The organism is Cognatundibacterium oligocarboniphilum (genome assembly GCF_013377855.1).
GTDB classification, from domain to species: domain Bacteria; phylum Pseudomonadota; class Gammaproteobacteria; order Burkholderiales; family Burkholderiaceae_D; genus Undibacterium; species Undibacterium oligocarboniphilum.
Genome location: NZ_JABXYJ010000004.1, coordinates 25,385 through 48,515 on the forward strand (window position 1 = coordinate 25,385; position 23,131 = coordinate 48,515).

The 23,131-nt window shown below is 55.3% G+C and carries 20 protein-coding genes; 13 read left to right on the forward strand and 7 right to left on the reverse strand.

Features of this window, described 5'->3' with window-relative positions:
- The first annotated feature begins 1 nt into the window (after position 1).
- The 3 genes from HV832_RS07450 to HV832_RS07460 all read left to right on the forward strand — a co-directional run bounded on the left by HV832_RS07450 (position 2) and on the right by HV832_RS07460 (position 1,729).
- A complete protein-coding gene (locus HV832_RS07450; protein ID WP_176802951.1) occupies positions 2 to 490 on the forward strand; it encodes a phage regulatory CII family protein in 489 nt (162 codons plus the stop codon).
- Positions 491 to 563: 73 nt separating this feature from the next.
- Positions 564 to 1,136, forward strand: coding sequence for a chromate transporter (locus HV832_RS07455; RefSeq protein ID WP_176803461.1), 573 nt, complete (start codon positions 564 to 566; stop codon positions 1,134 to 1,136).
- On the forward strand, positions 1,136 to 1,729 hold the full coding sequence (locus HV832_RS07460; RefSeq protein WP_176803463.1) for a chromate transporter: 594 nt from the start codon (positions 1,136 to 1,138) through the stop codon (positions 1,727 to 1,729). Before HV832_RS07455 ends, HV832_RS07460 begins: the two co-directional genes overlap by 1 nt.
- An 8-nt stretch (positions 1,730 to 1,737) precedes the next feature.
- Here HV832_RS07460 and HV832_RS07465 read toward each other — a convergent pair whose 3' ends face one another.
- Both HV832_RS07465 and HV832_RS07470 read right to left on the reverse strand, forming a co-directional pair.
- The gene (locus HV832_RS07465) at positions 1,738 to 3,138 is read right to left on the reverse strand and encodes a DUF1501 domain-containing protein (RefSeq protein ID WP_176802952.1); all 1,401 of its coding nucleotides are present in this window, start codon (positions 3,136 to 3,138) and stop codon (positions 1,738 to 1,740) included.
- A gap of 7 nt (positions 3,139 to 3,145) precedes the next feature.
- Positions 3,146 to 4,876 carry a DUF1800 domain-containing protein gene (locus tag HV832_RS07470; protein ID WP_223827165.1) on the reverse strand — a complete coding sequence of 577 codons (1,731 nt, stop codon included), beginning with the start codon at positions 4,874 to 4,876 and terminating at the stop codon, positions 3,146 to 3,148.
- A 343-nt stretch (positions 4,877 to 5,219) separates the two neighbouring features.
- Here HV832_RS07470 and HV832_RS07475 point away from each other — a divergent pair, with 343 nt between their 5' ends.
- A complete protein-coding gene (locus HV832_RS07475) occupies positions 5,220 to 6,065 on the forward strand; it encodes a hypothetical protein (RefSeq protein WP_176802953.1) in 846 nt (281 codons plus the stop codon).
- Here the strand turns inward: HV832_RS07475 and HV832_RS07480 are convergent.
- The gene (locus HV832_RS07480) at positions 6,040 to 6,369 is read right to left on the reverse strand and encodes a hypothetical protein (protein ID WP_176802954.1); all 330 of its coding nucleotides are present in this window, start codon (positions 6,367 to 6,369) and stop codon (positions 6,040 to 6,042) included. The genes HV832_RS07475 and HV832_RS07480 overlap by 26 nt on opposite strands.
- 205 nt (positions 6,370 to 6,574) lie before the next feature.
- Between HV832_RS07480 and HV832_RS07485 the strand changes: the two genes are divergently transcribed.
- From HV832_RS07485 to HV832_RS07505, 5 genes are all read left to right on the forward strand, one after another.
- Positions 6,575 to 8,032, forward strand: coding sequence for an aminotransferase-like domain-containing protein (locus HV832_RS07485; RefSeq protein WP_176802955.1), 1,458 nt, complete (start codon positions 6,575 to 6,577; stop codon positions 8,030 to 8,032).
- A 162-nt stretch (positions 8,033 to 8,194) separates the two neighbouring features.
- The gene (locus HV832_RS07490; RefSeq protein ID WP_176802956.1) at positions 8,195 to 9,505 is read left to right on the forward strand and encodes a dicarboxylate/amino acid:cation symporter; all 1,311 of its coding nucleotides are present in this window, start codon (positions 8,195 to 8,197) and stop codon (positions 9,503 to 9,505) included.
- Positions 9,506 to 9,664: 159 nt separating this feature from the next.
- Positions 9,665 to 10,969, forward strand: coding sequence for a polyamine export protein PaeA (gene paeA / locus HV832_RS07495; RefSeq protein WP_218131986.1), 1,305 nt, complete (start codon positions 9,665 to 9,667; stop codon positions 10,967 to 10,969).
- 119 nt (positions 10,970 to 11,088) lie between these two features.
- Positions 11,089 to 12,378, forward strand: coding sequence for an Hsp70 family protein (locus HV832_RS07500; RefSeq protein ID WP_176802957.1), 1,290 nt, complete (start codon positions 11,089 to 11,091; stop codon positions 12,376 to 12,378).
- A 57-nt stretch (positions 12,379 to 12,435) separates the two neighbouring features.
- Entirely contained in the window at positions 12,436 to 14,685 is a 2,250-nt protein-coding gene (locus HV832_RS07505; RefSeq protein WP_176802958.1) for a bifunctional diguanylate cyclase/phosphodiesterase, read from the forward strand.
- 32 nt (positions 14,686 to 14,717) lie between these two features.
- On the opposite strand, the gene HV832_RS07510 is transcribed toward HV832_RS07505, so the two are convergent.
- Complete coding sequence (locus HV832_RS07510) at positions 14,718 to 15,275, reverse strand: Spy/CpxP family protein refolding chaperone (RefSeq protein ID WP_176802959.1); 558 nt, start codon at positions 15,273 to 15,275, stop codon at positions 14,718 to 14,720.
- Between the two features lie 301 nt (positions 15,276 to 15,576).
- On the opposite strand from HV832_RS07510, the gene HV832_RS07515 reads away from it, so the two are divergent.
- Positions 15,577 to 16,305, forward strand: coding sequence for a response regulator (locus HV832_RS07515; RefSeq protein WP_176802960.1), 729 nt, complete (start codon positions 15,577 to 15,579; stop codon positions 16,303 to 16,305).
- A 6-nt stretch (positions 16,306 to 16,311) separates the two neighbouring features.
- On the forward strand, positions 16,312 to 17,664 hold the full coding sequence (locus HV832_RS07520; RefSeq protein ID WP_223827166.1) for an ATP-binding protein: 1,353 nt from the start codon (positions 16,312 to 16,314) through the stop codon (positions 17,662 to 17,664).
- Positions 17,665 to 17,676: 12 nt separating this feature from the next.
- On the opposite strand, the gene ygiD is transcribed toward HV832_RS07520, so the two are convergent.
- Complete coding sequence (gene ygiD, locus HV832_RS07525; RefSeq protein WP_176802961.1) at positions 17,677 to 18,462, reverse strand: 4,5-DOPA-extradiol-dioxygenase; 786 nt, start codon at positions 18,460 to 18,462, stop codon at positions 17,677 to 17,679.
- A 128-nt stretch (positions 18,463 to 18,590) separates the two neighbouring features.
- On the opposite strand from ygiD, the gene HV832_RS07530 reads away from it, so the two are divergent.
- Positions 18,591 to 19,040, forward strand: a complete 450-nt coding sequence (locus HV832_RS07530; protein ID WP_176803470.1) for a DUF2721 domain-containing protein — start codon at positions 18,591 to 18,593, stop codon at positions 19,038 to 19,040.
- Between the two features lie 71 nt (positions 19,041 to 19,111).
- Here HV832_RS07530 and HV832_RS07535 read toward each other — a convergent pair whose 3' ends face one another.
- On the reverse strand, positions 19,112 to 20,497 hold the full coding sequence (locus HV832_RS07535) for a hypothetical protein (RefSeq protein WP_176802962.1): 1,386 nt from the start codon (positions 20,495 to 20,497) through the stop codon (positions 19,112 to 19,114).
- 248 nt (positions 20,498 to 20,745) lie between these two features.
- On the opposite strand from HV832_RS07535, the gene HV832_RS07540 reads away from it, so the two are divergent.
- Positions 20,746 to 22,413 (forward strand): long-chain fatty acid--CoA ligase, encoded by a 1,668-nt coding sequence (locus tag HV832_RS07540; protein WP_176802963.1) that lies wholly within the window; start codon positions 20,746 to 20,748, stop codon positions 22,411 to 22,413.
- Positions 22,414 to 22,438: 25 nt separating this feature from the next.
- Here the strand turns inward: HV832_RS07540 and HV832_RS07545 are convergent, their stop codons facing one another.
- Entirely contained in the window at positions 22,439 to 22,891 is a 453-nt protein-coding gene (locus tag HV832_RS07545; RefSeq protein ID WP_399310267.1) for a PaaI family thioesterase, read from the reverse strand.
- Positions 22,892 to 23,131: the final 240 nt, after the last annotated feature.

Consider the following 23,131-nt stretch of genomic DNA (forward strand, 5'->3'; position numbering starts at 1 on the left):
TATGACCCGCAAATATTCCGATATGAACCAGCACGATGCGCTGTATAAGGTTGCCCGTGCCTACCCCGGCGGACTGGAAGCGCTGGCAGCCCGTCTGGATATGTCGGTCAATGTCCTGAGAAATAAACTGGCGCCGGGTATTGAAACCCATTACCCGTCTTTTGAAGAGCTGTCACTGATCATTGAGCACTGCCATGCAGCAGGTGTCAAAGAAGCCCATCTGCCTTTGCACGCGCTGCTCGGCAGACACGGACTGGCAGCGTTTGTCGTCCCGGAACCAACCGAAGTGCGTGAAGACGATCTGTCGCAAACCGTATGCCGGGTCATGAGCCAGGTCGGCGATGTGGCAGAAGCGGTCTCTACCGCTTTGCTCGACGGCATTATCACGGACGCCGAGGCAGACCTGATTGAACGGGAATTTCAGGGGGCGCTGACCGTGCTGGGCGAGTGGCGCGCCCGCATCCGCGCGCGCCGCCGCGCACAGGACTGAAAACAGGCGATTGTCAGCACAACCGCCAACGCCGCATTACAATCAGGGCTCCGGCACCATTTCACAGCTAACGATGTCCAGCGAACCGACCGAACCCCACCCGCAACCCGCTTCTCTGGCGGATCTGTTTTTTTCTTTCACCCTGCTTGCCTTGCAAGGTTTCGGCGGCGTGCTGGCGATTGTCCAGCGTGAGATCGTGGAACGCAAACGCTGGCTGACGCCGGAAGAATTCGTCGAAGACTGGGCCGTGGCGCAAATCATGCCGGGTCCGAATGTCATGAATCTGTCGATGATGGTCGGCAGCCGTTATTTCGGCCTGCCCGGTGCCATCGCCGCATTGGCTGGCATGCTGCTGGTACCCATGCTGATCGTCTTGCTGCTGGCGCTGGTGTATGCCCAATACGCGCAGCATCCTGGCGTCACGGGGGCGTTACGCGGCATGAGTGCGGTCACATCGGGGCTGATTTTTGCGACCGGTCTGAAATTAATCCCGGCGCTCAACAACCATCCTCTGGGACGCCGGCTGGCGCTGCTGTTTAGTCTGTTGTGCTTTATCTGCGTAGGCTTATTCCGCCTGCCGCTGGTGTATGTACTGCCCGGACTGGGTTTCCTCAGCGGATTTCTGGTCTACAGGAAACTGAAATGATGACTTCCGCACCGCATTTACTGCACATTTCCATGAGTGGCGCAGAGTGGTTCGATCTATGGCTGCATTATCTGATGTTGTCGCTGCTGTCGGTCGGTGGCGCAATATCGGCTATGCCCGATATGCACCGTTATCTGGTCGATCATCAGCACTGGCTGACGGATGCGCAATTCAACGCTTCCGTGGCGATAGCGCAGGCAGCACCGGGACCGAACGTGTTGTTCATCGCCTTGATGGGCTGGAATGTCGGCATCAATACCGGCAGCATGTGGATGGGGCTGTTCGGGGTGCTGGTCACGATGACCGGTATCCTGCTGCCCAGCACCACCCTGACCTATACAGCGGCGCGCTGGGGGCATAAAAACCGGGAATTACGCGCAGTACGCAGTTTCAAACTCGGCATGGCACCGATTGTGATTGGCCTGTTGCTGGCAACCGGCTGGATCATGACCAGCGCTCAGCAAATAGCGCAGCGCGACTGGCCGCTGTGGCTGCTGTCGGCCTTGTGCGCGCTGGTAGTATGGCGCACGCGGCTGCATCTGCTGTGGCTGCTGGCGCTGGGTGCCGTGCTCGGCTGGTTCGGACTGGTCTGACCTGCTGATCAGACAAAACCCAGATTGCGGCTGCCGGCGTTGTAATTCACCAGATTCGGCAACAGCATAAGCAGGTCGCTGTCTGACACGCCAAACCATTTTCCCAGCGTCGCTGCATACTGATCGACGGAAGTCGTCGGCAGCAATCTTCCCTGCCCCACATCATCCGGACCATTCGAGGCAATAATCGGCGGGGTACCGAAATAGCGCTGGCCGTTCACTGCGCCGCCCAGCACGAAATGCATGCTGCCCCAGCCGTGATCGGAGCCATCATTATTCCCACTCAGGGTGCGGCCAAAATCAGAGGCTGTGAATGTCGTTACCTGATTCGCCACGCCCAATTCAACAGTCGCCTGATAAAAAGACGATAAAGCATCACCCAGCGTTTTCATCAGGTTCGGATGCACAGTCAGCAAACCATCGTGCGTATCAAAACCGCCGATAGAAACAAAAAATACCTGCCGCTTTGTACCCAGCGTCCCGGCTACGGAAATCATGCGCGCAACCAGTTTGAGCTGATCCGCCAATCCATTTTTAGCAGGGAAAGCAGTCTGCAAGACCGGTGCTGCCGCCAGTGCTCCGGACAGTACGACGTTGGCATCAATCGCCCGCTGGCTGATGCGGTTGTATTCGTTTTCCAGCATATGCGTGCGGCTTTGCGTGACCAGCGCCTGCAGGGCTGCTGAACAGGTCGCCGAACCAAATAAGGGTGTCTGCAGTCCGCTCAAAGGAACAGAACCATTTGTTGATACCTGGTATTGCACGGCAGTGTTACCTGACAAATAAACGGCATTACCGGACACATTGACGCAGGTAAATGTCGAGTGGGTATTTCCCGCCTGAAACAGGTCACCAATACGCCCGCCCCAACCGGTCCGTGCGCCTTCCGGCGAACTGGATTGCCAGACCGATTGCTGGTCATTGTGTGAAAACAGCTTGGGCGGTAATGGCACACTTTTATTCATGTATTGCAGCTTGCTGGTCGGCTGCACCAATGTACCGACATTCAGCACGATCCCCATTTTTCCTGACTGAAACAGTGGCACCAGCGGCGCCAGATTCGGCGCCAGCGCATATTGGTGGCGAAATCCGGCACTATCGGCCGGATCAGACAAAGCGGTCAATGCGGTCGCCGTCACAGCATCACGGCTGTAACCCAGCGTGGGACGCAACTGGTAGTAGGCGTTATAGCCGCTGGTATCATAGGGAATCAGCGTGTTGCCGTAGTCATTGCCGCCATACAGAAACACGCAGACCATCGCCTTGTAATCGCTGGCCGTAGCCGCTGCAGCCTCCGACATGGCTGCCAGATTCACCGCCCAGGGCGTGGCGATGCCGGCGACGGACAAAGCAGAAGCACGTTGCAGGAAAGCACGGCGGGAAGCATTCATCGAATCTGGGTTGCGCATAGTTGTCTCACTTCTGAACGATAAATTCCGGGGACGCCAGTACCAGCGTCAGGGCTGCATAGATTCGGTTGTAACGTTTCGCATCGGTTCCCACTGGCATACTGCTGATCGCTGTACTCAACTGGGACAAAGTTGCATCGCTAAGCTGGCCAGCTGCCAGCACCAGATTGATTTCATTCAACAGTGTCCGCTCATTTTCTGCCAGCGGCAGCAGGCTGCTGTAATCCGGCACCAGATCAGAATTCCCCTGGCTGACGATACGTTGCATAAAATTCACATAACCCACTACCGTCGATTCATTGGTAATCTGAAATTCCGGCGCAACCAGTGTCGCAGCGGCAATCGCCGTATTCGGCGGCACATAACCGGGCCGGAAAAAATTAAATACTGAAGGTGAACGCAAAGGACTCTGTCCCAGGCGACTGGCGGTATCGCTGGTATTGCCGATATTCCACAGGTCGCTGGCAGAGCTGATGTTGTAGGCTCTGGCCCAATTCGTAAAACGCAACACCGGCTCACGCAATTTGCCAAACTGCGGACTGCTGGCAATTGACGTATTTCTTGCCTCATCGTCGAGCAAAATGGCTTTGATCACTGCACCGAGAGACCCCTTGACACCTTGACCATCGTTCAGAAATATCGCACTGATGCGCTGCACGTAAGCGGGGGAAGGATTGCTGGTCACCAGGCGTTGGATCAGTTGACGGCTGATAAACGGCGCAACATTCGGATGTGCAAAAATAATGTCCAGCGCTGCTTTCAGGCTTTGCTCACCCGTCAGGCCAGCAGGCACGGTATTGCCGAGAAAAGTCGAAGCGCCGGTTTCGTGACGGGCCGCAATCTGAATCATCGGACGGCGCAAGAAATCCGGCGTATCCGTTTTGCTGACTGTCAGGTCAAAATCCCAGCCAGTAAAAACTCTGGCCAGTCCGGTAATATCATTCAAGCCGTAAGTTTCCTGCGGCGCGCCATTTGCCAGCGCAGGCGTCCCATCGGCATTCAGTTTCAGCAGCCCGATGGAAAACAACTGCATGATTTCACGTGCATAATTCTCATCCGGCAAGGCACCGGTTTTCGGATCATATTTCAGATTGCCGCGAAATGTCAGATATTGCCCCATCGGAGCACTGGTAGAGATCGTCTCCAGCAGTTTGCGGTAATTGCCGAAACAATTGGCTGCCAGCAAATCCACGTAAGCGGCAGCAGAAAAAGCCCGCCAGCCGGCACCGACCAGACCATCGATACTGACGACGAAAATTTCAGACAAAGCCAACGTGACGCGCTGGCGCAGGGTATCTGTTGAGTAAATCAATTTACGCCAGATCGCCGAGTCAAAACCGTTCTCGGTATTCATGTTCGTTGCTGCGTTATACCCTTTTGCCATCAGCCAGTCCCAGCAGCTCATGGACAAAGGCAGCGCCATCTGCTCATCAATCCAGCCGGCATACCCTAAGGCCTGCACCCGCGTAATCTGGTCGTGCGTGGCGCCCATTGAAGCCTGCATCAGAAAACGTGATGCCTGCTGAGCAGAAATTACACCTCCACCCGTATTCGCCGGCGGAGTATTGTCCGGCGGGGTGGGGCTCTGCGAACCGCCTCCGCCTCCTCCGCCACAAGCACTCAGCAAAGCGGCACTGGCCGCCGCAGCGACAAGTGGCATTCTAGCGGTAAAACCTTCTGCAACCGGCGTCGTACCGGCGGACGTTACCGCCACCACATCATTATTCTCGTCCAGCATGGATCTTCCCTTCTTTCAATACCCAATCAGCAGCGTTGCCATTCGGCAGCAGGAGTCAAACTTGAGCTAGCTTAGAGGAATTTCAGAAAATTACCTATACACTTTTGTAAAAATGTAGGGTGGACTCGATGGAGTTTGGAAAGAACTTTTAAAGAAAACCGGCGTCCCAGAGGAGAAATCAGTTTTCGAAGCTGCTTTCAGGTTAACTCTTGTTACATTTTTCTTAAAGAAAACCGAATTTGATCAGCCTGACAATGGAAAATCTTCAATCTTTGTTACAGTGACCGACTGAGATTCGGTTATCCTTGCGAACTCGTCATACAGGCATTCCTGACCACTATCCATGAAGTTGAGTATCGAAGCACCCGGCAATGAGGTGACAGAACCCGGTGAAATTCATCTGCACATCCGGTTCCGCCCTGCCAGCATCACCGGAATAGTGGTTGTTTTGCTGATTCATGCGCTGCTGCTGTATTTTCTGCTCAATATGCATCCGCTCAAGAAGCAGAAACAAGGTGACGATGCCGCCTCGCAGACGCCGATGGTGCTGATTCTGGATAAAACGGCCATCGCTAAAATGACCCCGCCGGAACCGAAAAAATCCGCACCGAAGCCACCGGTGATCCCGCATACCAAAAAATCGATCACCCCGCCGACCCCGCAACAAACCGCTCCCGTCATCACCGCCCAGACCACGGTGACGCCCCCCGCACCGATTGTTGAAACACCGCCGGCACAAGACATGATGAGCATGCTCAATGCTGCCCGTGAACGCCGGCGGGCGCAGGAAGAAGCGAATCAGGCTGCCAACCAGACCGGACGCGGCATGACGCCGCAGGAAGTGGCCGAGGCGAATGTACGACACAGTATGCAGCGTGCCGCCGGCCGGGAAGGCACTGGCGGAGTCTTCCAGATTCTCAGCAAAAGCACGCGCATGGGCAGTTTTTCCTTCCGCGGCTGGCGGCCAAACTCCAATAGCAGCTGGAAGCAGGTCATTGAAGTCGATGCAGGTCTGGGTGGCAATGTCGAACTCGCCATTGTCCGGCGCATGGTTGAATTGATACGAACCCATTATCAGGGTGATTTCAGCTGGGAATCACGCCGCCTTGGCCGCGTGATCACCCTGTCAGCGCGGCCGCAGGACAGCGCCGAGCTGGAAGCATTCATGATGAAAGAATTTTTCGACTGAGCATCCGCCATTGCGTACGCAGCCACACCAGCCATGCGGCATCCAGACGTATCAGCGCCCCCTGTTCTGCCGGCGGTGCTTCATATAGCAATTCACTTGACCGGCAAGCCGTCAGCAACAGCCAGCCAGAATGGGGAACCGTATAAATCCCCCCTTCTTGCAGCGGTAACGCCACATCAAAGCGGAGCCCCTCCAAATCACGGCTTTCGCTCACTGTCACCTGACCTGTACTTAAATGAAGGCGGCTGCCTTGGCTGGCATAGAAATGTAACCTCTGCTGCGCCCGTAACGTCGTGATATGCATGATGACTCCTGTCTGCTGCGTTGGGCAACTGGCGCAAAATGCCCGTTGCATGGAAAACCACAGCGTAAACAGAGACTGCCTTAGATAACAGGGACAGAAAAACACTATCTGTATCGCATCACAGTGTTTTTTTTAAAGCTGTTATTATCAAAATTTACTGAAACTGTATCTTTGTTGCCCGCGCTCAAGGATGGATCATCTGTTCATGCACACCACGCCTCTCTATCGCCAGCTTGCCGATTATTATCTGAGCGCCATCCGTGCCGGAACGCTGACCACCGGCGACCGTATGCCATCTGTACGCAAACTGATGCAGAATCACGCCGTCAGTCTGTCGACTGCCCTGCAGATGTGCCGCCATCTGGAAGCCGAAGGCTGGCTGGAAGCGCGTCCGCGTTCCGGGTATTTCGTACGCCAGCCGCGCCGCATCCGGCTGGCGCCGACGTCCGAGCCGCGACCAGCTACCATGATCGATCCGGCGCAGTTTGTCGGCATCCACGAGCGGGTATCCGCCATCATCGCGCAGGGCCAGCGGCCAGTACGCATCAACCTGGCGCGCGCAACCGGCGCACCGGAACTGTATCCGCACCAGCAATTGCGCCAGCTGGCCAGCAGCCTGCTGCGCCAGCATCCCTACCTGCTGACCAAGGCAATTTCGCCCGGTGGCAACCGCGAATTAAAGGCAACACTGGCAAAACGGGCGCTGGATACAGGAATCAGCACCTCCACCGAGGAAATCACCATCACGCATGGCTGCATTGAAGCGCTGAACCTGGCGCTGCGCGCCGTCGCCCATGCCGGGGACATCATCGCAGTTGAATCGCCGACGTTTTACGGTTTGCTGCAGGTACTGGAAAGCCTGGGCATGAAAGCGCTGGAAATCCCGACCAGCCCCAGCACCGGCATCTCTCTGGAAGCGCTGGAGCTGGCCATGCAGACCTATGACAATATCAAAGCCGTGGTGGTGGTGCCGCATCTGCAAAATCCGCTCGGCAGCATCATGCCGGACAGCCACAAGCAAAAGCTGGTCAGGCTATGCGAAGCCCGGCAAATCCCGCTGATTGAGGATGACTCGTACAGCGCGCTTGCCAACAACGACCGCATCCCGACCGCGGCAAAACACTGGGACCATACCGGTAATGTGATTTATTGCGCTTCCCTGCACAAAGTGCTGGCGCCCGGTCTGCGCATCGGCTGGATGCTGGCGGGGCGCTGGCAGGCACGGGTGAATATGTTCAAGTATGCACAGACCCGCTATAACGAAGAACTCTCGCAGCTGATCGTCGCTACCTTTATGCAATCGAGCAATTACGACCGGCACCTGCGCAAACTGCGGGCCACCCTGAGCGCGCAGAGAGAGCAGATGGCCGAAGCGATTGCCACTTATTTTCCGGAGGGAACACGCCTGACGGTGCCGGATGGCGGCGTCTCGGTCTGGGTCGAAATGCCGGAGCAGGTCTCATCGAAAGCCGTTTTTGAGTCTGCGTTGCAAAAAAACATCCTGATCTCGCCCGGTCTGTTGTATTCCAATTCAAATCGTTTTAACCATTTTTTACGACTAAATTGCGGCACCCGCTATTCTGACGGACTCGACTCCGCCCTGCGGACACTGGGCAAAATCATCCTGGAAACCAGGGATTCCACCCAATCTGCCGCCGCCTGAATCACAACAATCTGACAACAATTTGCTTAACGTGTGGAAAGCCACAATTGCCGCTGTCTGACGCATTTTCGATAATGCGCCCATCCACGGAAATATATCCGTAGGGCTGTCACATATCTGCGTTCCGATCTGTGGCATGATCACTCACACCGGAGACTCAGTATGCGTTCGCAACCTATTTATAAATCCCTGTATTTTCAGGTGATCTCTGCCATCGTGATCGGCGTTCTGCTCGGTCACTTTTATCCCGACACCGGCGCTGCCATGAAACCGCTGGGTGATGGCTTCATCAAACTCATCAAAATGATGATTGCCCCGATTATCTTCTGTACCGTCGTGGTCGGTATCGCAGGCATGGAAGACATGAAAAAAGTCGGTAAAACCGGCGGTATGGCTCTGCTGTATTTTGAAGTTGTCAGCACCCTCGCACTGATCGTCGGCCTGCTCATCGTGAATGTTCTGCAACCTGGCGCCGGTATGCATATCGATGTGCACAGCCTGGATACCAAGGGCATCGCCGCCTATACCGGCCCGGGTAAAATGCAAACTGTGACTGACTTCGTGATGTCGATCATCCCCAGCACTTTCCTGGACGCGTTTGCCAAGGGTGAAATCCTGCAGGTTCTGCTGATCGCCGTGTTCTTCGGCTTTGCCCTGCACCGTTTCGGCGGGCGCGGCACACTGATTTTCGATTTTGTTGAAAAGTTCTCCCATGTTCTGTTCGTGATCGTCGGTTACATCATGAAAGCCGCCCCGATCGGCGCATTCGGCGCGATGGCATTCACGATCGGTAAATTCGGCGTCAGTTCGCTGCTCTCGCTGGGTTATCTGATGATGACGTTTTACCTGACCTGCCTGATTTTTATCTTTGTCGTGCTGGGTGTGATCGCCAGATTCCACGGCTTCAGCGTCTGGAAATTTGTGAAATACATCAAGGAAGAATTACTGATCGTACTCGGTACCTCCTCTTCCGAATCCGCATTGCCGGGCATCATGGCAAAACTGGAAAAACTGGGCGTGAAAAAATCGGTAGTCGGCCTCGTGATCCCGACCGGTTATTCGTTCAACCTCGACGGCACCTCGATTTATCTGACCATGGCCGCGGTATTCATTGCGCAGGCAACAGATACCCCGATGAGCCTGATGCAACAGATCACCCTGCTGGCCGTGCTGCTGCTGACTTCCAAAGGGGCGGCGGGCATTACCGGCAGCGGCTTCATCGTGCTGGCAGCAACACTGTCCGCAGTTGGCGGCATTCCGGTTGCCGGCCTTGCCCTGATTCTGGGAATCGACCGCTTCATGTCCGAAGCCCGTGCGCTGACCAACCTGGTCGGTAACGGCGTCGCCACCATCATCGTGGCGAAATGGGGTAACGATGTGGATATGCGCAAGCTCAGCGACGGTCTGAATCAGGTCGCACAAGACGATGAAACCGATTATGAACATATGATCGCAACCCAGAAACATCTGTAAGCCATCACCGGCACAGCCAGCTTTTCCCAACAGGCGGACACAAAGTGTCTGCCTTTTTTTTATTGTCTGCCGAATCCGGCAAGGCAGCAGCGCTCGTGTCATTTTGCGGATACCTGCATGGTATATGATGCATGACATCTGAAGAACTGAGGAGTGAACATGGCTCTGTTTGATCACTTTCTGGTGATTGCCATTCTGGTTGCCTGCAGCGCTTTTTTCTCGATGGCAGAAATCTCGCTGGCAGCGGCGCGTAAAGTCAAACTGCAGGTGCTGGAAGCAGAAGGAGAAAGCCGCGCAGCGCGGGTGCTCGAACTGCAGCAGGATCCGGGGCATTTTTTTACCGTGGTACAGATCGGCCTGAATGCGGTCGCGATTCTCGGCGGCATTCTGGGCGAACAGGCATTAACCCCGTATTTCGCCGGCGTGCTGCATTCACTGTTCGGCAACGACGCATGGATAGACAGCGCCGGCTTTCTCGGTTCTTTCCTGTTCGTTACCTCGCTGTTCATTCTGTTTGCGGATCTGATGCCGAAGAAACTCGCGATGATTGCGCCGGAAAAAGTGGCAATGCTGGTCGTCACGCCGATGCAATGGTGTGTGCGTCTGTTCAAGCCGCTGGTCTGGCTGTTTAACGGCTTGTCAGAGCTGCTGTCCCGCGCACTGCACCTGCCGACCGAACGCGATGAGCAGATCACGTCCGATGAAATCTATGCGATGGTGGATGCCGGTGCAGAAGCCGGTGTCCTGCAGGCACGGGAACATCACATGATCGGCAATGTGTTTGAACTCGAAAGCCGCACGGTGCCGAGCGCCATGTCGCAGCGCGACAGCATCGTCTACTTCACCCTGCAAGACAGCGATGTCACGATCCGGCAAAAAATTGCCGATCATCCGCACACCAAATTCCTGGTCTGCGATGGCCACATTGATCACGTCGTCGGCTACGTCGAATCCAAAGACATCCTGAAACGGGTTCTGACCAATCAGGCATTTTCTAAAGTCCAGGAATTATCCATTCGCACCGCACTCGCAGTGCCCGATTCGCTGACCTTGTCCGAAATGCTGGAGCAATTCAAAGGCACGCGGGAAGACTTTGCCGTCATCCTCAACGAGTATGCGCTGGTGGTCGGCGTCATCACACTCAACGATGTCCTCAGCACGCTGATGGGTAATCTGGTGCATCCTTTCCTGGAAGACCAGATCGTCCGGCGCGATGCCGATTCCTGGCTGATAGACGGCGCCACCACGATTGAGGACGTGTGCCGGGCGCTGGAAATCGATGCCTTGCCGGAACAGGGCAGCTATGAGACCATTGCGGGTTTTATGATGACGATGCTCAAAAAAATCCCGAAACGCACCGATTTTGTGATGGTCGGGGATTACAAGTTTGAGGTCGTCGATATCGATCATTACCGGATTGATCAGTTGCTGGTCGTGCGCTGCGGCGATAAAGCGACTTCGTAAACGGAACCGGTGTAGCGCGCAGCGCATCAGTAACAGCAAACCGCACCCCGGATTCCGCCACCACCGTTAACCGTCATGCCCTCTTGCACCGGGAGACGTATTCGCTATCAGGAAGTTTCATGTCACAGGCTTGTGGAGTAGATTTTGGCACCTCAAATTCAACCGTCGGCTGGCAGCATGCCGGACGCACCGGGCTGCTGGCGCTGGAGCAGGATAAGCTGACGTTGCCGTCGGTGGTTTTTTTCAATGCGGAAGATCACCAGATCAGCTATGGTCGCGCAGCACTGGCCGATTATCTGGCAGGCTATGAAGGGCGGCTGATGCGGTCGATGAAAAGCCTGCTCGGCACCAGCCTGATTGATGGCCAGACGGAGGTGGGGGGCAAGGCTCTGCCGTTCCGCGAATTGCTGTCACGGTTTATCGGCGAACTGAAGCGCCGCGCCGAGCAGTCGGCAGGCCGTTCCTTTTCGCAGGCAGTATTCGGGCGCCCGGTCTTTTTTGTTGATGATAACCCGCAAGCCGACCGGCAGGCGCAGGACACCCTGCAGGAAATTGCGCAGTCAGTGGGTTTCCGGGAAATTCATTTTCAGTTTGAACCGATCGCTGCTGCGTTTGATTATGAATCACGGATTGAGCGCGAAGAACTGGTGCTGATTGCCGATATCGGCGGCGGCACATCGGATTTTTCACTAGTACGCCTGTCGCCGCAAAGAGCGCATCTGACTGACCGGCGCGACGATATTCTGGGTAATGGCGGCGTTCATATCGGTGGAACTGATTTTGACAAATACCTGAGTCTCGCACACGTCATGCCGCTGTTGGGCATGGGCGGACAACTGTCTACCGGCGTGGATGTCCCGTCCAGCTATTATTTCAATCTGGCCACCTGGCACACCATTAATCTGGCCTATACGCAAAAAGTATGGCGCGAGCTGCAAGAAGTCTACCGTGATATTCAAAGTCCGGAATTGCGGCAGAAATTTGAACGTCTGCTGCACCTGGTAGAAGACCGCGATGGTCACTGGCTGGCAATCAAATCCGAAGAAGCCAAAATTCTGCTGTCGAGTCAGCCAGATATCCTGCTGCCGCTGGAACGGCTGCGCAGCAAAACACCGGCCCCCGCCTGCACGCTGGCATTGGATCAGGCCGGGCTGGAATCAGCAATTGCCCATCTGAGCCAGAGCATCGCAGCAGCAGTCATCCATGTCATGCAGCAAGCCGGCGTCGCTGCGGAACAGATTGATACGATCTTTTTCACCGGCGGCTCCAGCGGAGTGCGCGGTCTGCGCCAGCAGATCGCCAACGTGATTCCTCACGCCCGCCAGGTGGAAGGAGATCTGTTCGGCAGCATTGGCAGCGGTCTGGGCATGGATGCCGCACGACGTTTTTCCCAGGCTGGAACACGCTGACAGTCTGGGTTATACTCCAACGCGATTTCCCTGCAGGATCATCCAACCGGAGGCGGCATGTCTGATGACAACGATGAGGCGCTGTTCATTGAGGAAGATACCCACGCTCATGCGCCGCCGCTGCAAGAGCGCTACTGGAAAATCGCCATCGTCGATGACGACGAAGACGTCCACAAAACTACCTGTCTTGCGCTGCAGTTTTCACACATCCTGCAACGCCCGCTGAAATTCATTCATACCTATTCCAAAGAAGAAACCCGTCGTGTCTTTTCCACTGAATCCGATATCGCCGTGATTCTGCTGGATGTCCTCATGGAGACCGAGCAGGCCGGACTGGAACTGGTCAGTTACATCCGGGATGAATTGAAATGGCACGACACCCGGATTATTTTACGCACCGGGCAACCCGGCTATGCTCCTGAAGAAGACGCCATCCGCGACTATGACATCAATGATTACAAGACCAAGAGCGAACTAACCCGTAAAAAATTACTGACCTCGCTGACAGCAGCTATTCGTTCGTATGAACAGATCCGGATGATCGATGCCAGCCGGCGCGGCCTGCAACAAATCATCGAATCGAGTGCGACCTTCGCCTTTGATCATGGGGTTCAGGCTTTCGCAGCCGGCGTCATCACTCAGATTGCGGCATTGTGCGGCGTCCCGCCGGAAGGCCTGTTATGCGCACAAGGGGAGCCGGAAGAGGAAAACCGGATTCAGCAATTCAATGTGGTCGCCTCCGCCGGACAATACAGTCATCTGATGAATTGCAGTATTCACGACATTGCGCATCCCGGTATCCGCGATGCATTGCACTACGTGCTCACACGACACGAGCCGCTGTTCACGGAATACAGCATGACCCTGTATTTTTCCGGCCGGGACAAGCGCCCGCTGGCTGCTTATATTGATCTGCCTTATGCGCTCAGCGAGATCAACCGGAATTTGCTGGAAGTGTTCTGTTCCAACATCGGCGTCTGCCTCGACAATCTGAATCTGGTAAATCAGCTCAAGAATCACGCTTACCGCGATCAACTGCTAAGCCTGCCGAACCGCGTCAGATTCATCGAGGAAATCAATGTCTGTATCTATCAGAAAAGCCCGCATCAGATGCTGGCGCTGATTGATATTGATGATTTTGCTGAAATGAACGACGTACTCGGTCATCATTACGGCGATCTGCTATTGAAAGCAGTGGCAGACCGCCTGCGTCAGCAACTGGGACAGAATATTTTTCTGGCGCGCATTTCCGGTGATGTTTTTGGCCTGCTCGGCGAAGAACAACAATTGCTCCCGGAGAGGCTCAAAGCATTGTTCGCCACCCCGTTCAGCTTTGAAGAAACAACCCATGCGGTTTCATCGTCGATCGGAATGGTGGCGCTCGACGGCTATGAAGGTGATGGCGCCGAAGCCCTCAAAGATGCCCGCATTGCGCTCAAGCGCAGTAAGACAATCCAGCGCGGCACTCACACGCTGTTTAGCCGCCAGATGGGAATCGAGATCCGGGAACGTGCAACGCTGATGCAGCATCTGCATAAGGCATTTGATGCCGGACGTCTGTTCCTGATGTATCAACCGCAACTCGACCTGCGCAGCGGCAGGCTGACCGGGCTGGAAGCGCTGATACGCTGGCGTATCGACAATGGCGAACTGATGCCGCCGAACGAATTTATTCCGCTGGCAGAATACTCCGGCCTGATCGTGAGCCTCGGAGCGTGGGTCATTCGTACCGCCTGCTTTGCCATGCGACGCCTGCAGCAAATGGGTATCGCTCTGGACACCATGGCGGTCAATGTATCGGTAGTCCAGTTCCGTCAAGATGACTTCGTCAACCATGTACGTCAGGCGCTGGAAGACAGTGGATTATCGCCGCACAATCTGGAACTGGAAATGACCGAATCCGTCACGATGGAAGGGTCAAGGATATTCGAGCAGCACCTGCATACACTGCGACAAATGGGGGTAAATATTGCGATTGACGATTTCGGCACCGGATTTTCGTCGCTGAGTTACCTCGAAAAACTGCCTGTCAACAAACTGAAAATTGACCGCGCTTTTGTGCGGCAGATCGACACGCCGGATGGGCCGAAAATCGCTGAACTGATTCAGCAGTTGGGCCAGAAACTGGGTCTGCAAGTCATTGCCGAAGGCATAGAAACCCGTCATCACTGGGACACCCTGTTGCACATGGGCTGCGAGCAAGGCCAGGGATTTTTCATTGCCCATCCGATGCCGGAAGAAGCGCTGGCGGCATGGATACAGGCACACCAATCATCGACGAAGGACGAAAAAAAGGGCACGGTTTAAGCGCCCTGAAAGTGAGGGGAACCGGTGTCAGTTCAATGATGCGGGGTGTCGGGTTTATCCATCGGTGGTCTGTCCATCATACCGGGCATCTGGTCTTTTTTCTGCATTTGGTTTGCCATATTCTGCTGTGCATCTTTGCGCATGCGCCGATGCGCTTCGTCAAACGCTTTCTGCTGTTCGGGCGTCAATACGGCATAGAAAGCTTTCACAGCGGCCAGACGATCCTGCATCTGCATCTGACGCTCTTTCATTCTTTCGAGTGATTTTTCCATACGTTGCGGCGTCGTCATTTTTTCCATCGCCTTCGGATCTTCAGGTACAGGCATGGTCTTTGGCGTCATCGATTGAACAAATGTCTTCCAGGCAGGTTCCTGTGCCGCAGTGATTTTCAGGGTGTCATGCAATTCTGCCTGATGCTTTGCCAGATGGTCTTTCATCATTTCTCGCATCTGTTCCGGTGTTTTTCCGGGTTCTCCTACCGGAGGACGCGACGGACGGGGATCCGATACTGACTGAGCCATAGCCCCTGCACTGATGCTGCAACCGGCAGCAATCACGATTACCAATAAGCGCTGTTTGAAGTGATTCATGATTTTCTCTCTCTTAATGCGTAAAATCCCGGTTCTATTTTCTCACTGGCAAAGGCTGTGTCTAGCCCCGGAAATCAATGCCTGCCACAAAATTTCTGCTCACTGCGTCAGGCAACGATGTCATTCTGCATGGCTCTTGTATCCTGTAAATATCAATTTTTCCGTGCATTGTATCCCTGTGTAACAATGACAGACTGACAGTGATCCTGATGTGTCGCACTGTGTCGCTCCGGGTTTATCATAACAAGACGATACAAACACCCCATTTTTTCCCCTGGAAACAAGGTTCATAATGAAAAGCATGGATACTACAAACAAAATACTGATTGTTGATGATGACCGCGAAATCCGCAGTCTGCTGGCAGAATATCTGGATCACAACGGCTATACGGCGATCATGGCAGCCGACGGTAATGGCATGTGGGCGGCATTGCAGGAACATCAGTTTGAGCTGGTGGTACTGGATCTGAACCTGCCCGGCGACGATGGGCTGACGCTGTGCCGGAATCTGCGCAGCAAGTCCAATATGCCGGTCATTATGCTGACCGCACGCAGCGAGCCGCTGGACCGGATTCTCGGACTGGAAATGGGCGCCGATGATTATCTGCCGAAACCGTTTGAACCCCGCGAATTACTGGCCCGCATCCGCAGTGTGCTGCGGCGGACCCAAAGTAACCAGATCACACTCAGTGCTGAGAATCTGCAAAAACTGAAATTCGCCGGCTGGACGCTGGACATGACGGCACGGCACCTGGTCGCGCCCGACGGGATGATCGTGTCGCTGTCCGGTGCCGAATACCGGATGCTGAATATTTTCCTGGAACATCCGAACCGGATTCTGAACCGGGATCAGCTGCTGAATATGACGCATGGCCGGGATGCTGATCCGTTTGACCGCTCTATTGATATTCAGATCAGCCGTTTGCGTCAGAAACTGCGTGAAGATGCCCGCTCGCCGCAGATTATCAAAACCGTGCGCAACGGCGGCTATGTGCTGGCAGTGACGGTCACTGCGGAAAAAAATGGATAACCCCGGATGAGGATTCTGCCATCCATGTGGGCCAGGGTACTGGCGGCGTTGCTGGTCGGCGTATTGCTGTCGGCAGCGCTGACCGTATTCCTGGCGTTTGGCGAACGTGAAAAGACCTTGATGCAATATCGCGAATCCCATTCGATTGAACGGGTCGAGCAACTGGTGCGGGCGCTGGATGCGCTGCCGACCGCAAACCGTGAAAATTTTCTGGAAACCGCACCCCGGCTTGGCCTGAAAGTCACGACCTTGCCGGAACATGCGACAGATACACAGCCCCATTCCAACTATGCGAAAGCCGTCAGTGAAAAGCTGGGCAGAACATTCAAGGTGCACTCCCTGCCGGCGGATCCTTCACTCTGCCCGCCCTCACCGTCGCAGCAGCATAATCCGAATATTGTCCGTCTTCCCTGCGAAGCATTGAGCATCACCCTGCATGACGGCACCATCTTACGCCTGACCGTCATGCCGCCACGCACTCCGGCGCCACCCTTACGTGACGATTTTGTGCAATATTTCCTGCTGTTTCTGGTCTTTATTGCGATCCTGGCGCTGATCATCGCCCGCATGACCATGCGCCCGCTGCAAAAAATGGCAGAAGCTGCCACTGCACTCGGCCAGGACATCAACCGGCCACCGCTGCCAGAGACCGGCGCTTCCGAAATCGTGCAGGCGACCCGGGCTTTCAATGCCATGCAGGCGCGTATCCGCAACCACATTTCTCAGCGGACCCATATGCTGGCTGCCATCACGCATGATTTGCAGACGCCGCTGACCCGGCTGCGGCTGCGGCTGGAAAAGGTGAATGACCCTGAATTGCGTGAAAAACTGATTAACGATTTGTCCGGCATGCAGCTGATGATCCGGGAAGGGCTGGATCTGGCGCGCAGCATCGAAAGCAGTGAAGGCTTGCGTCCAGTGGACATTGATTCGCTGCTGGACAGCGTCTGCAGCGACGCCGGTGAAGCTGGGCAGAATGTCACTTTCGAGGGTAAGCCCGGAATCACCGTTCTGGCCAAACCGCAGGCGCTGCGGCGCTGTCTGACCAACCTGATCGACAATGCCGTCAAATACGGACATTACGCCAGAGTCAGCCTCGCCAAGGGCAAAGCCGCTGGCAACGATGTGCTGGATATCTTTATCCGTGACGGCGGCAGCGGCATTCCGCAGGAATTGCAAAGCAAGGTTTTTGAACCGTTCTTCCGGATTGAGACGTCACGTTCGCGTGAATCCGGCGGTACCGGACTGGGACTGACGATTGCACAGAATATCGTGCAACAGCACGGTGGCCGCCTGCAACTGCACAATCTGCCGGAAGGCGGACTGGAAGTGCAGCTGACCTTGCCGCTTCCCGCCTGACGCTGCCGCGGCTTACTGCGAGTTTGTCACCACGACCGACATCATGCTGATCGAGCCCAGGTCCATACCCTCCGCCACAATGCTGATCTGATCGTCAGCCGTCACGCTGCCCGCGATATACAGTAAGGGCAGGAAATGCTCGGTGGTCGGCACTGATAAAGCAGCGTCCTGACCGAATTGCTCATAGTGAATCAGTTTATCCATGTCCTGAGTCAGGATCGCCTCCCGCATGACATCGTTAAAACGCTGCGCCCAGTCGTAAGCCGGCGCATGCAGCGCCACCCGGCGCAGGTTATGCACCACGTTACCGCTGCCCATCAGCAGGATTCCCTGTTCCCGTAAGGCACTCAACCGGCGGCCGAGTTCAAAATGCCATTGCGCCGGCTGCGTCATGTCCAGACTGAGCTGCAATACCGGTATCTGCGCCTGCGGATACATTTTGACCAGCACCGACCAGGTGCCATGATCCAGCCCCCATTCCTGATCCAGCGCCACAGGCAGCGGTGCCAGCGATGCGGCAATCTGCGCCGCCAGCGCCGGGTCGCCCGGAGCCGGGTAGCGGATATCAAACAACGCCTGGGGAAAACCGCCAAAATCATGGATCGTGGGAGGCGCAGCCATCGCCGTGATACCAACGCCATGCGTCATCCAGTGCGCAGAAATCATCAGGATCGCCTTCGGCGCCGGAAAGCGCTGCCCCAGCTGCTGCCATGCACGGGTGTAGTCATTATCTTCAATCGCATTCATCGGGCTGCCATGTCCGACAAAAATTGCTGGCATACGCTGGCTGGATTGCATTATTTTTCCACTCCTGTGTGACAGATCAGGCTCCAGCATAGTGTATTTTCAGAAAACCGGTAAAGTTATGGCGCAAACCAGGCACGGAGCAAGGTAAAATTCCGCAAAAATGAAAGGACTGCATTATGATCAATCTTCAGCTTGGCGATGTCAGCCACATTATTCAACTGGCGATTGCGCCCGTCTTTTTGCTGACCGGTGTCGGCACCAAACTGTCGGTTCTGACCAGCCGCCTGGCGCGTATCATCGATCGGGCGCGGGTAGTTGAAAATGCCTTGCAGAATAAGGAAACGACCCACCCCGGTCTGCAGGAAGAGCTGATCGAACTGTACCGTCGTTCTCATCTGATTAACCGGGCCATCACGCTCAGCGCCACCTGCGGCCTGTTGATCTGTCTCGTGATCGCCGCACTGTTCATGGGCGATGCGCTGGGCATCAATCTCGACAAACTGATTGCCGCACTGTTCGTCAGCGGCGTGCTGTCGCTGATCGGCAGCTTCGTCTTTTTCATGCGTGAAATTTTCGTCGCGACACAGACACTATACCGCCAGCATCAGCACGATAAAATCATCCACTGATCCATCAAAAACGGCGTCCGGCAAAAATACCGGACGCCAGCAAATACGTCTCACCCAACCATGCTTGCCGTTCAGCTTTTCGGCAATACCTGAACCAGCAGATCTACGCTGGCACTGCCCGGATTGGCCACCGTGATCGGCTGATAATCTGCCGATACCCGGAAAGTCAGGGTGGTCGCCACCGTGACGGTCGGCGCAATGAAACCGGCAATCTGCGAATTCGTCCCCACCAGCGCCACGGCCGGCAGGCTGGTCTGGGTCCAGCTGAAATACAAAGGTGCGGAACCTGTGTAATTCGGCGTTTCCGCCTTCAGCTGCACGCTGGCGCCACTCTGCACCACCTGCACCAGATTGTAGGAAGTCAGCGTAATCGGCGGCAACGGGCTGACGACAAACACGACGTCGCGCTGTTTCACCGGGTCGGCAGAAGTACCGTCTGCAGCTATCGGCGCCGTCGAGGCATTGAGCGTGAATACATACATGGATGTGGTGGTCACCACACTTGGGAATACAACGCTGGCCACGCTGCTGGTCGCGTTATACACCTGCAGCGGCAGGGCTGAAGCCGGACCGGATTTGAATTGCCAGAGGTAGTAAATCGTACCGCTGGTCAGATTGCCATTCGCATCGTACATCACCGTTTTGCTGCCATCGAGCGACACCGCCGCCCCCGGCTGCACAGTACCGCCGCTGTAAGAAATCGGCACCACGGTCGGTTTCACTACCGGGTTAATGGTGATTTTCTGGATTGCCGTGCCGGTCTTTTGTTTGTCATCGGTCACCCGGCACTGCAGCTTGACGGTCGTCGCCGTCTTGACCACCGGAGCAACAAAACTGTTGGCAGCACCGGTCGTGCCTGCCAGCGAAATCGTCAGTCCGGCAGCATCATTCACCACCCATTGATAAGAGTACGCGTCGCCCGTCGTTGCCGGCGTACCGCCGCTGCCGCTGCAGGTCAGGGAAACTTTGTCACCGGAAGTAACCGTGGCATCCGCCCCGACCTGCACAGTCGGATTATTGGTCACCGAAGCGGACTGCAATACCTGCAGCGTAGTGGAAGAACTGGAGGTATTGCCCTTCGCATCGACCGCAAAAAAGCTGAGCTTGTACGTATAGTCCGCCGTCAGCTTGGCCGGTGGCGTCACTTGCAGGACACAGTTCACCGTATTGCCGGAAGTCGTCGTGCTCTTGCAGTCCGCATTCGTGACCGAGGTCAGCGCATTGGCTCCCAGTGTCAGGGTATCAATCTGCCAGTACATCTTGGTAATCTGCCCGGCCGAACTGTTGGCCTGCCCGGTAAAACTCAGTGCATCACCGGAAGAAACGGTCGATGGCGCCGGTACCGAAACGATAACCGGGCTGGCGGCCGAACCGGAAGAGCTGCTGCCGCCACCGCCACATGCAGCCAGCAGCAGACTAGCTGCGGCCAGGAGAGTAAATCTGATTTCTGAGTACACGTGCGCTCCAATCCGGCAGAGAAGATGAATGGCACATTGTAACTTTACCTGAGCGGGATGCGCATTTTCAAAAGCACAATTTTGCTATCCGCCTGCGCAATTTTCCGAACGATAGTGCAAAAAAAGTTTACCTATGGCACTCTACAAAAAACCCATCCGGAACCGGAGAACCGCAAACAGTGCATTCATATGGATGTCTCGTGCCAATCTTCGTTCCGGAAAATAATGATTCATTTCCGGAGACGTGTATGAATACTGCGCATTACGCTCACTGGCCTCAGGGCCTGCCGCATCATCTGATTACTCCGTCCACCAGCGTGTATGAAAATTTGCGGATTTCAGCGTTGCGTTATCCGGATAAAGCGGCCATCATTTTTTACGATTCCGTGCTGACATATCGCCAGCTGCACCAGGAAGTGCTGGCATTGGCCGGCTATCTGCAACAGGTGGCAGGCGTAGGCAAGGGCGACCGCGTGTTACTGAACATGCAAAACAGCCCACAGTTTGTCATCAGCTTTTATGCAATTTTACGAGCGGACGCGATGGTGGTGCCGGTCAATCCGATGCTGATGACGGATGAACTGGAACACTATCTGCAGGACAGCGGTGCCAAGGCTGCCATCGTGGCGCAGGAACTTTTTCCGCGTCTGCAACCACTGATCGGTCATGCAGAGTTAAAACATGTCATCGTCGCTACCTACGCCGATCACCTGACACGTGACACCAATCTCAAAGTACCGGAATTCGTGCAGACTGCCAGCCAGGTTCAGGACAATGCACAGGTATCGGGCTGGCGCACCGTGATGCAGGCAGCATTGCTGCCGTCGGAGCATCTGGCAGGTCCGGATGATCTGGCCTGCATGCCTTATACCTCCGGTACCACGGGCAAACCCAAAGGATGCATCCATACCCACAGTTCGGTGATGTTCAATATCGTCGGCAGCCCGACCTGGTCGGGTGCGATCGTACCGAACCATGTGTCGCTGGCGGTACTGCCATTTTTTCACGTCACAGGCATGCAGTCGGTGATGAACGCCATGATTTACTGCGGCGGTACGCTGGTCATTCTGCCGCGCTGGGACAGAGACACTGCCGGTCAGCTGATCACCCGCTACAACGTGACCAGCTGGACGCTGGTACCGTCAATGATGATCGATTTTTTATCGAATCCCCGTGTTGATGAATACGATCTTTCCCGCCTCAACCGGGTATCCGGCGGCGGTGCAGCGATGCCGGCGGCGATTGCGCAAAAATTACTGGATCTGTCCGGTCAGGTCTATATGGAAGGCTACGGCCTGTCCGAAACCATGGCGCCCTCGCATCTGAATCCGCCGCAAAAAATGAAACAGCAATGCCTGGGCGTTCCTTACTTCAATGTCGATTCGCGCATCGTTGATCCGACGACTTTACAGGAAGTCAGGCAGGGCGAAACCGGAGAAATCTGGATACACGGTCCGCAGGTTTTCAAAGGCTACTGGAACGATCCGCAAAAAACCGCCGAAGCCTTTGCCGAGCTGGATGGAAAACAGTTTTTCCGCTCCGGCGACTTGGGTTATATCGACCCCGACGGTTTCTTCTTCTTCACCGACCGCCTGAAACGCATGATCAATGCCAGCGGTTTCAAAGTCTGGCCGGCGGAGGTCGAATCCATGATGTATCAGCATCCGGCGATTCAGGAATGCTGCATCATTGCGGCGCGTGACGCTTACCGGGGCGAAACCGTCAAAGCGGTGGTCGTGCGCAAGCCAGGCAATGAAGTCAGCGCCGACGAGATCATCCGCTGGGCGCACGAAAAAATGGCTGCCTATAAAGTGCCGCGGCTGGTGGAGTTTGTCGAGACCCTGCCCAAATCAGGAACCGGCAAAGTCATGTGGCGCACCCTGCAGGAAAAGGAAGCCGCAACGCAGACCAGCTGACACCAGCGTCTGACCGGCAAGCCGGTCAGACCTGCGGCTTTGGATACAACAGCATCTGGGTGCAACGGAACAACGCAATCACCTTGCCCTGATAGCTGACTTCCGCATCCCACAACTGCGTCGTCCGTCCCAGATGGCGCGCCGTCGCCAGCACTTCGATACTGCCGTCGCGTGCGGTACCGGTGTGATTCGATTTCAGCTCAATGGTGGTAAAACTCTGAGCGCCTTCCGGCAGACTGTTCAAACAACCGTAGCCGCAAGCCGTGTCCGCCAGCGTCACCACGCTGCCGGCATGCAGATAGCCGTTTGGCGCCAGCAGATGCGGCAGCACCGGCAATTCAGCCGTAACCCTGCCCGGTTCCGCTGTCAAGATACGGATACCCAGATGCCCCGGTAAAAAGCCGCTGCCTGCAGCATTCATCTGCGCTGCCTTTTCCTCCGCACTGATTGTCATTGCTGTCATTTTTTCCTTGTTCATCGTCATGTCTTTCTTCCGGCCGGGATAAATCCCGTGTCCCGGCAGCCTTTACATAGGTCACGCTATTTTGCGTATGGTTGCGCATTTTTCATAGTACCCCTGATTTCCACCCGCTGCTTTGAGCAGGTTTGATACAGTACAGACACGATGCGGCAAAACCTGCTTTGCGCTCAGGAAATTTTGGCATAGTATGGACACAGAGCATAAAATTTGCTGATATGCGGTCGGACAGAATTCTGT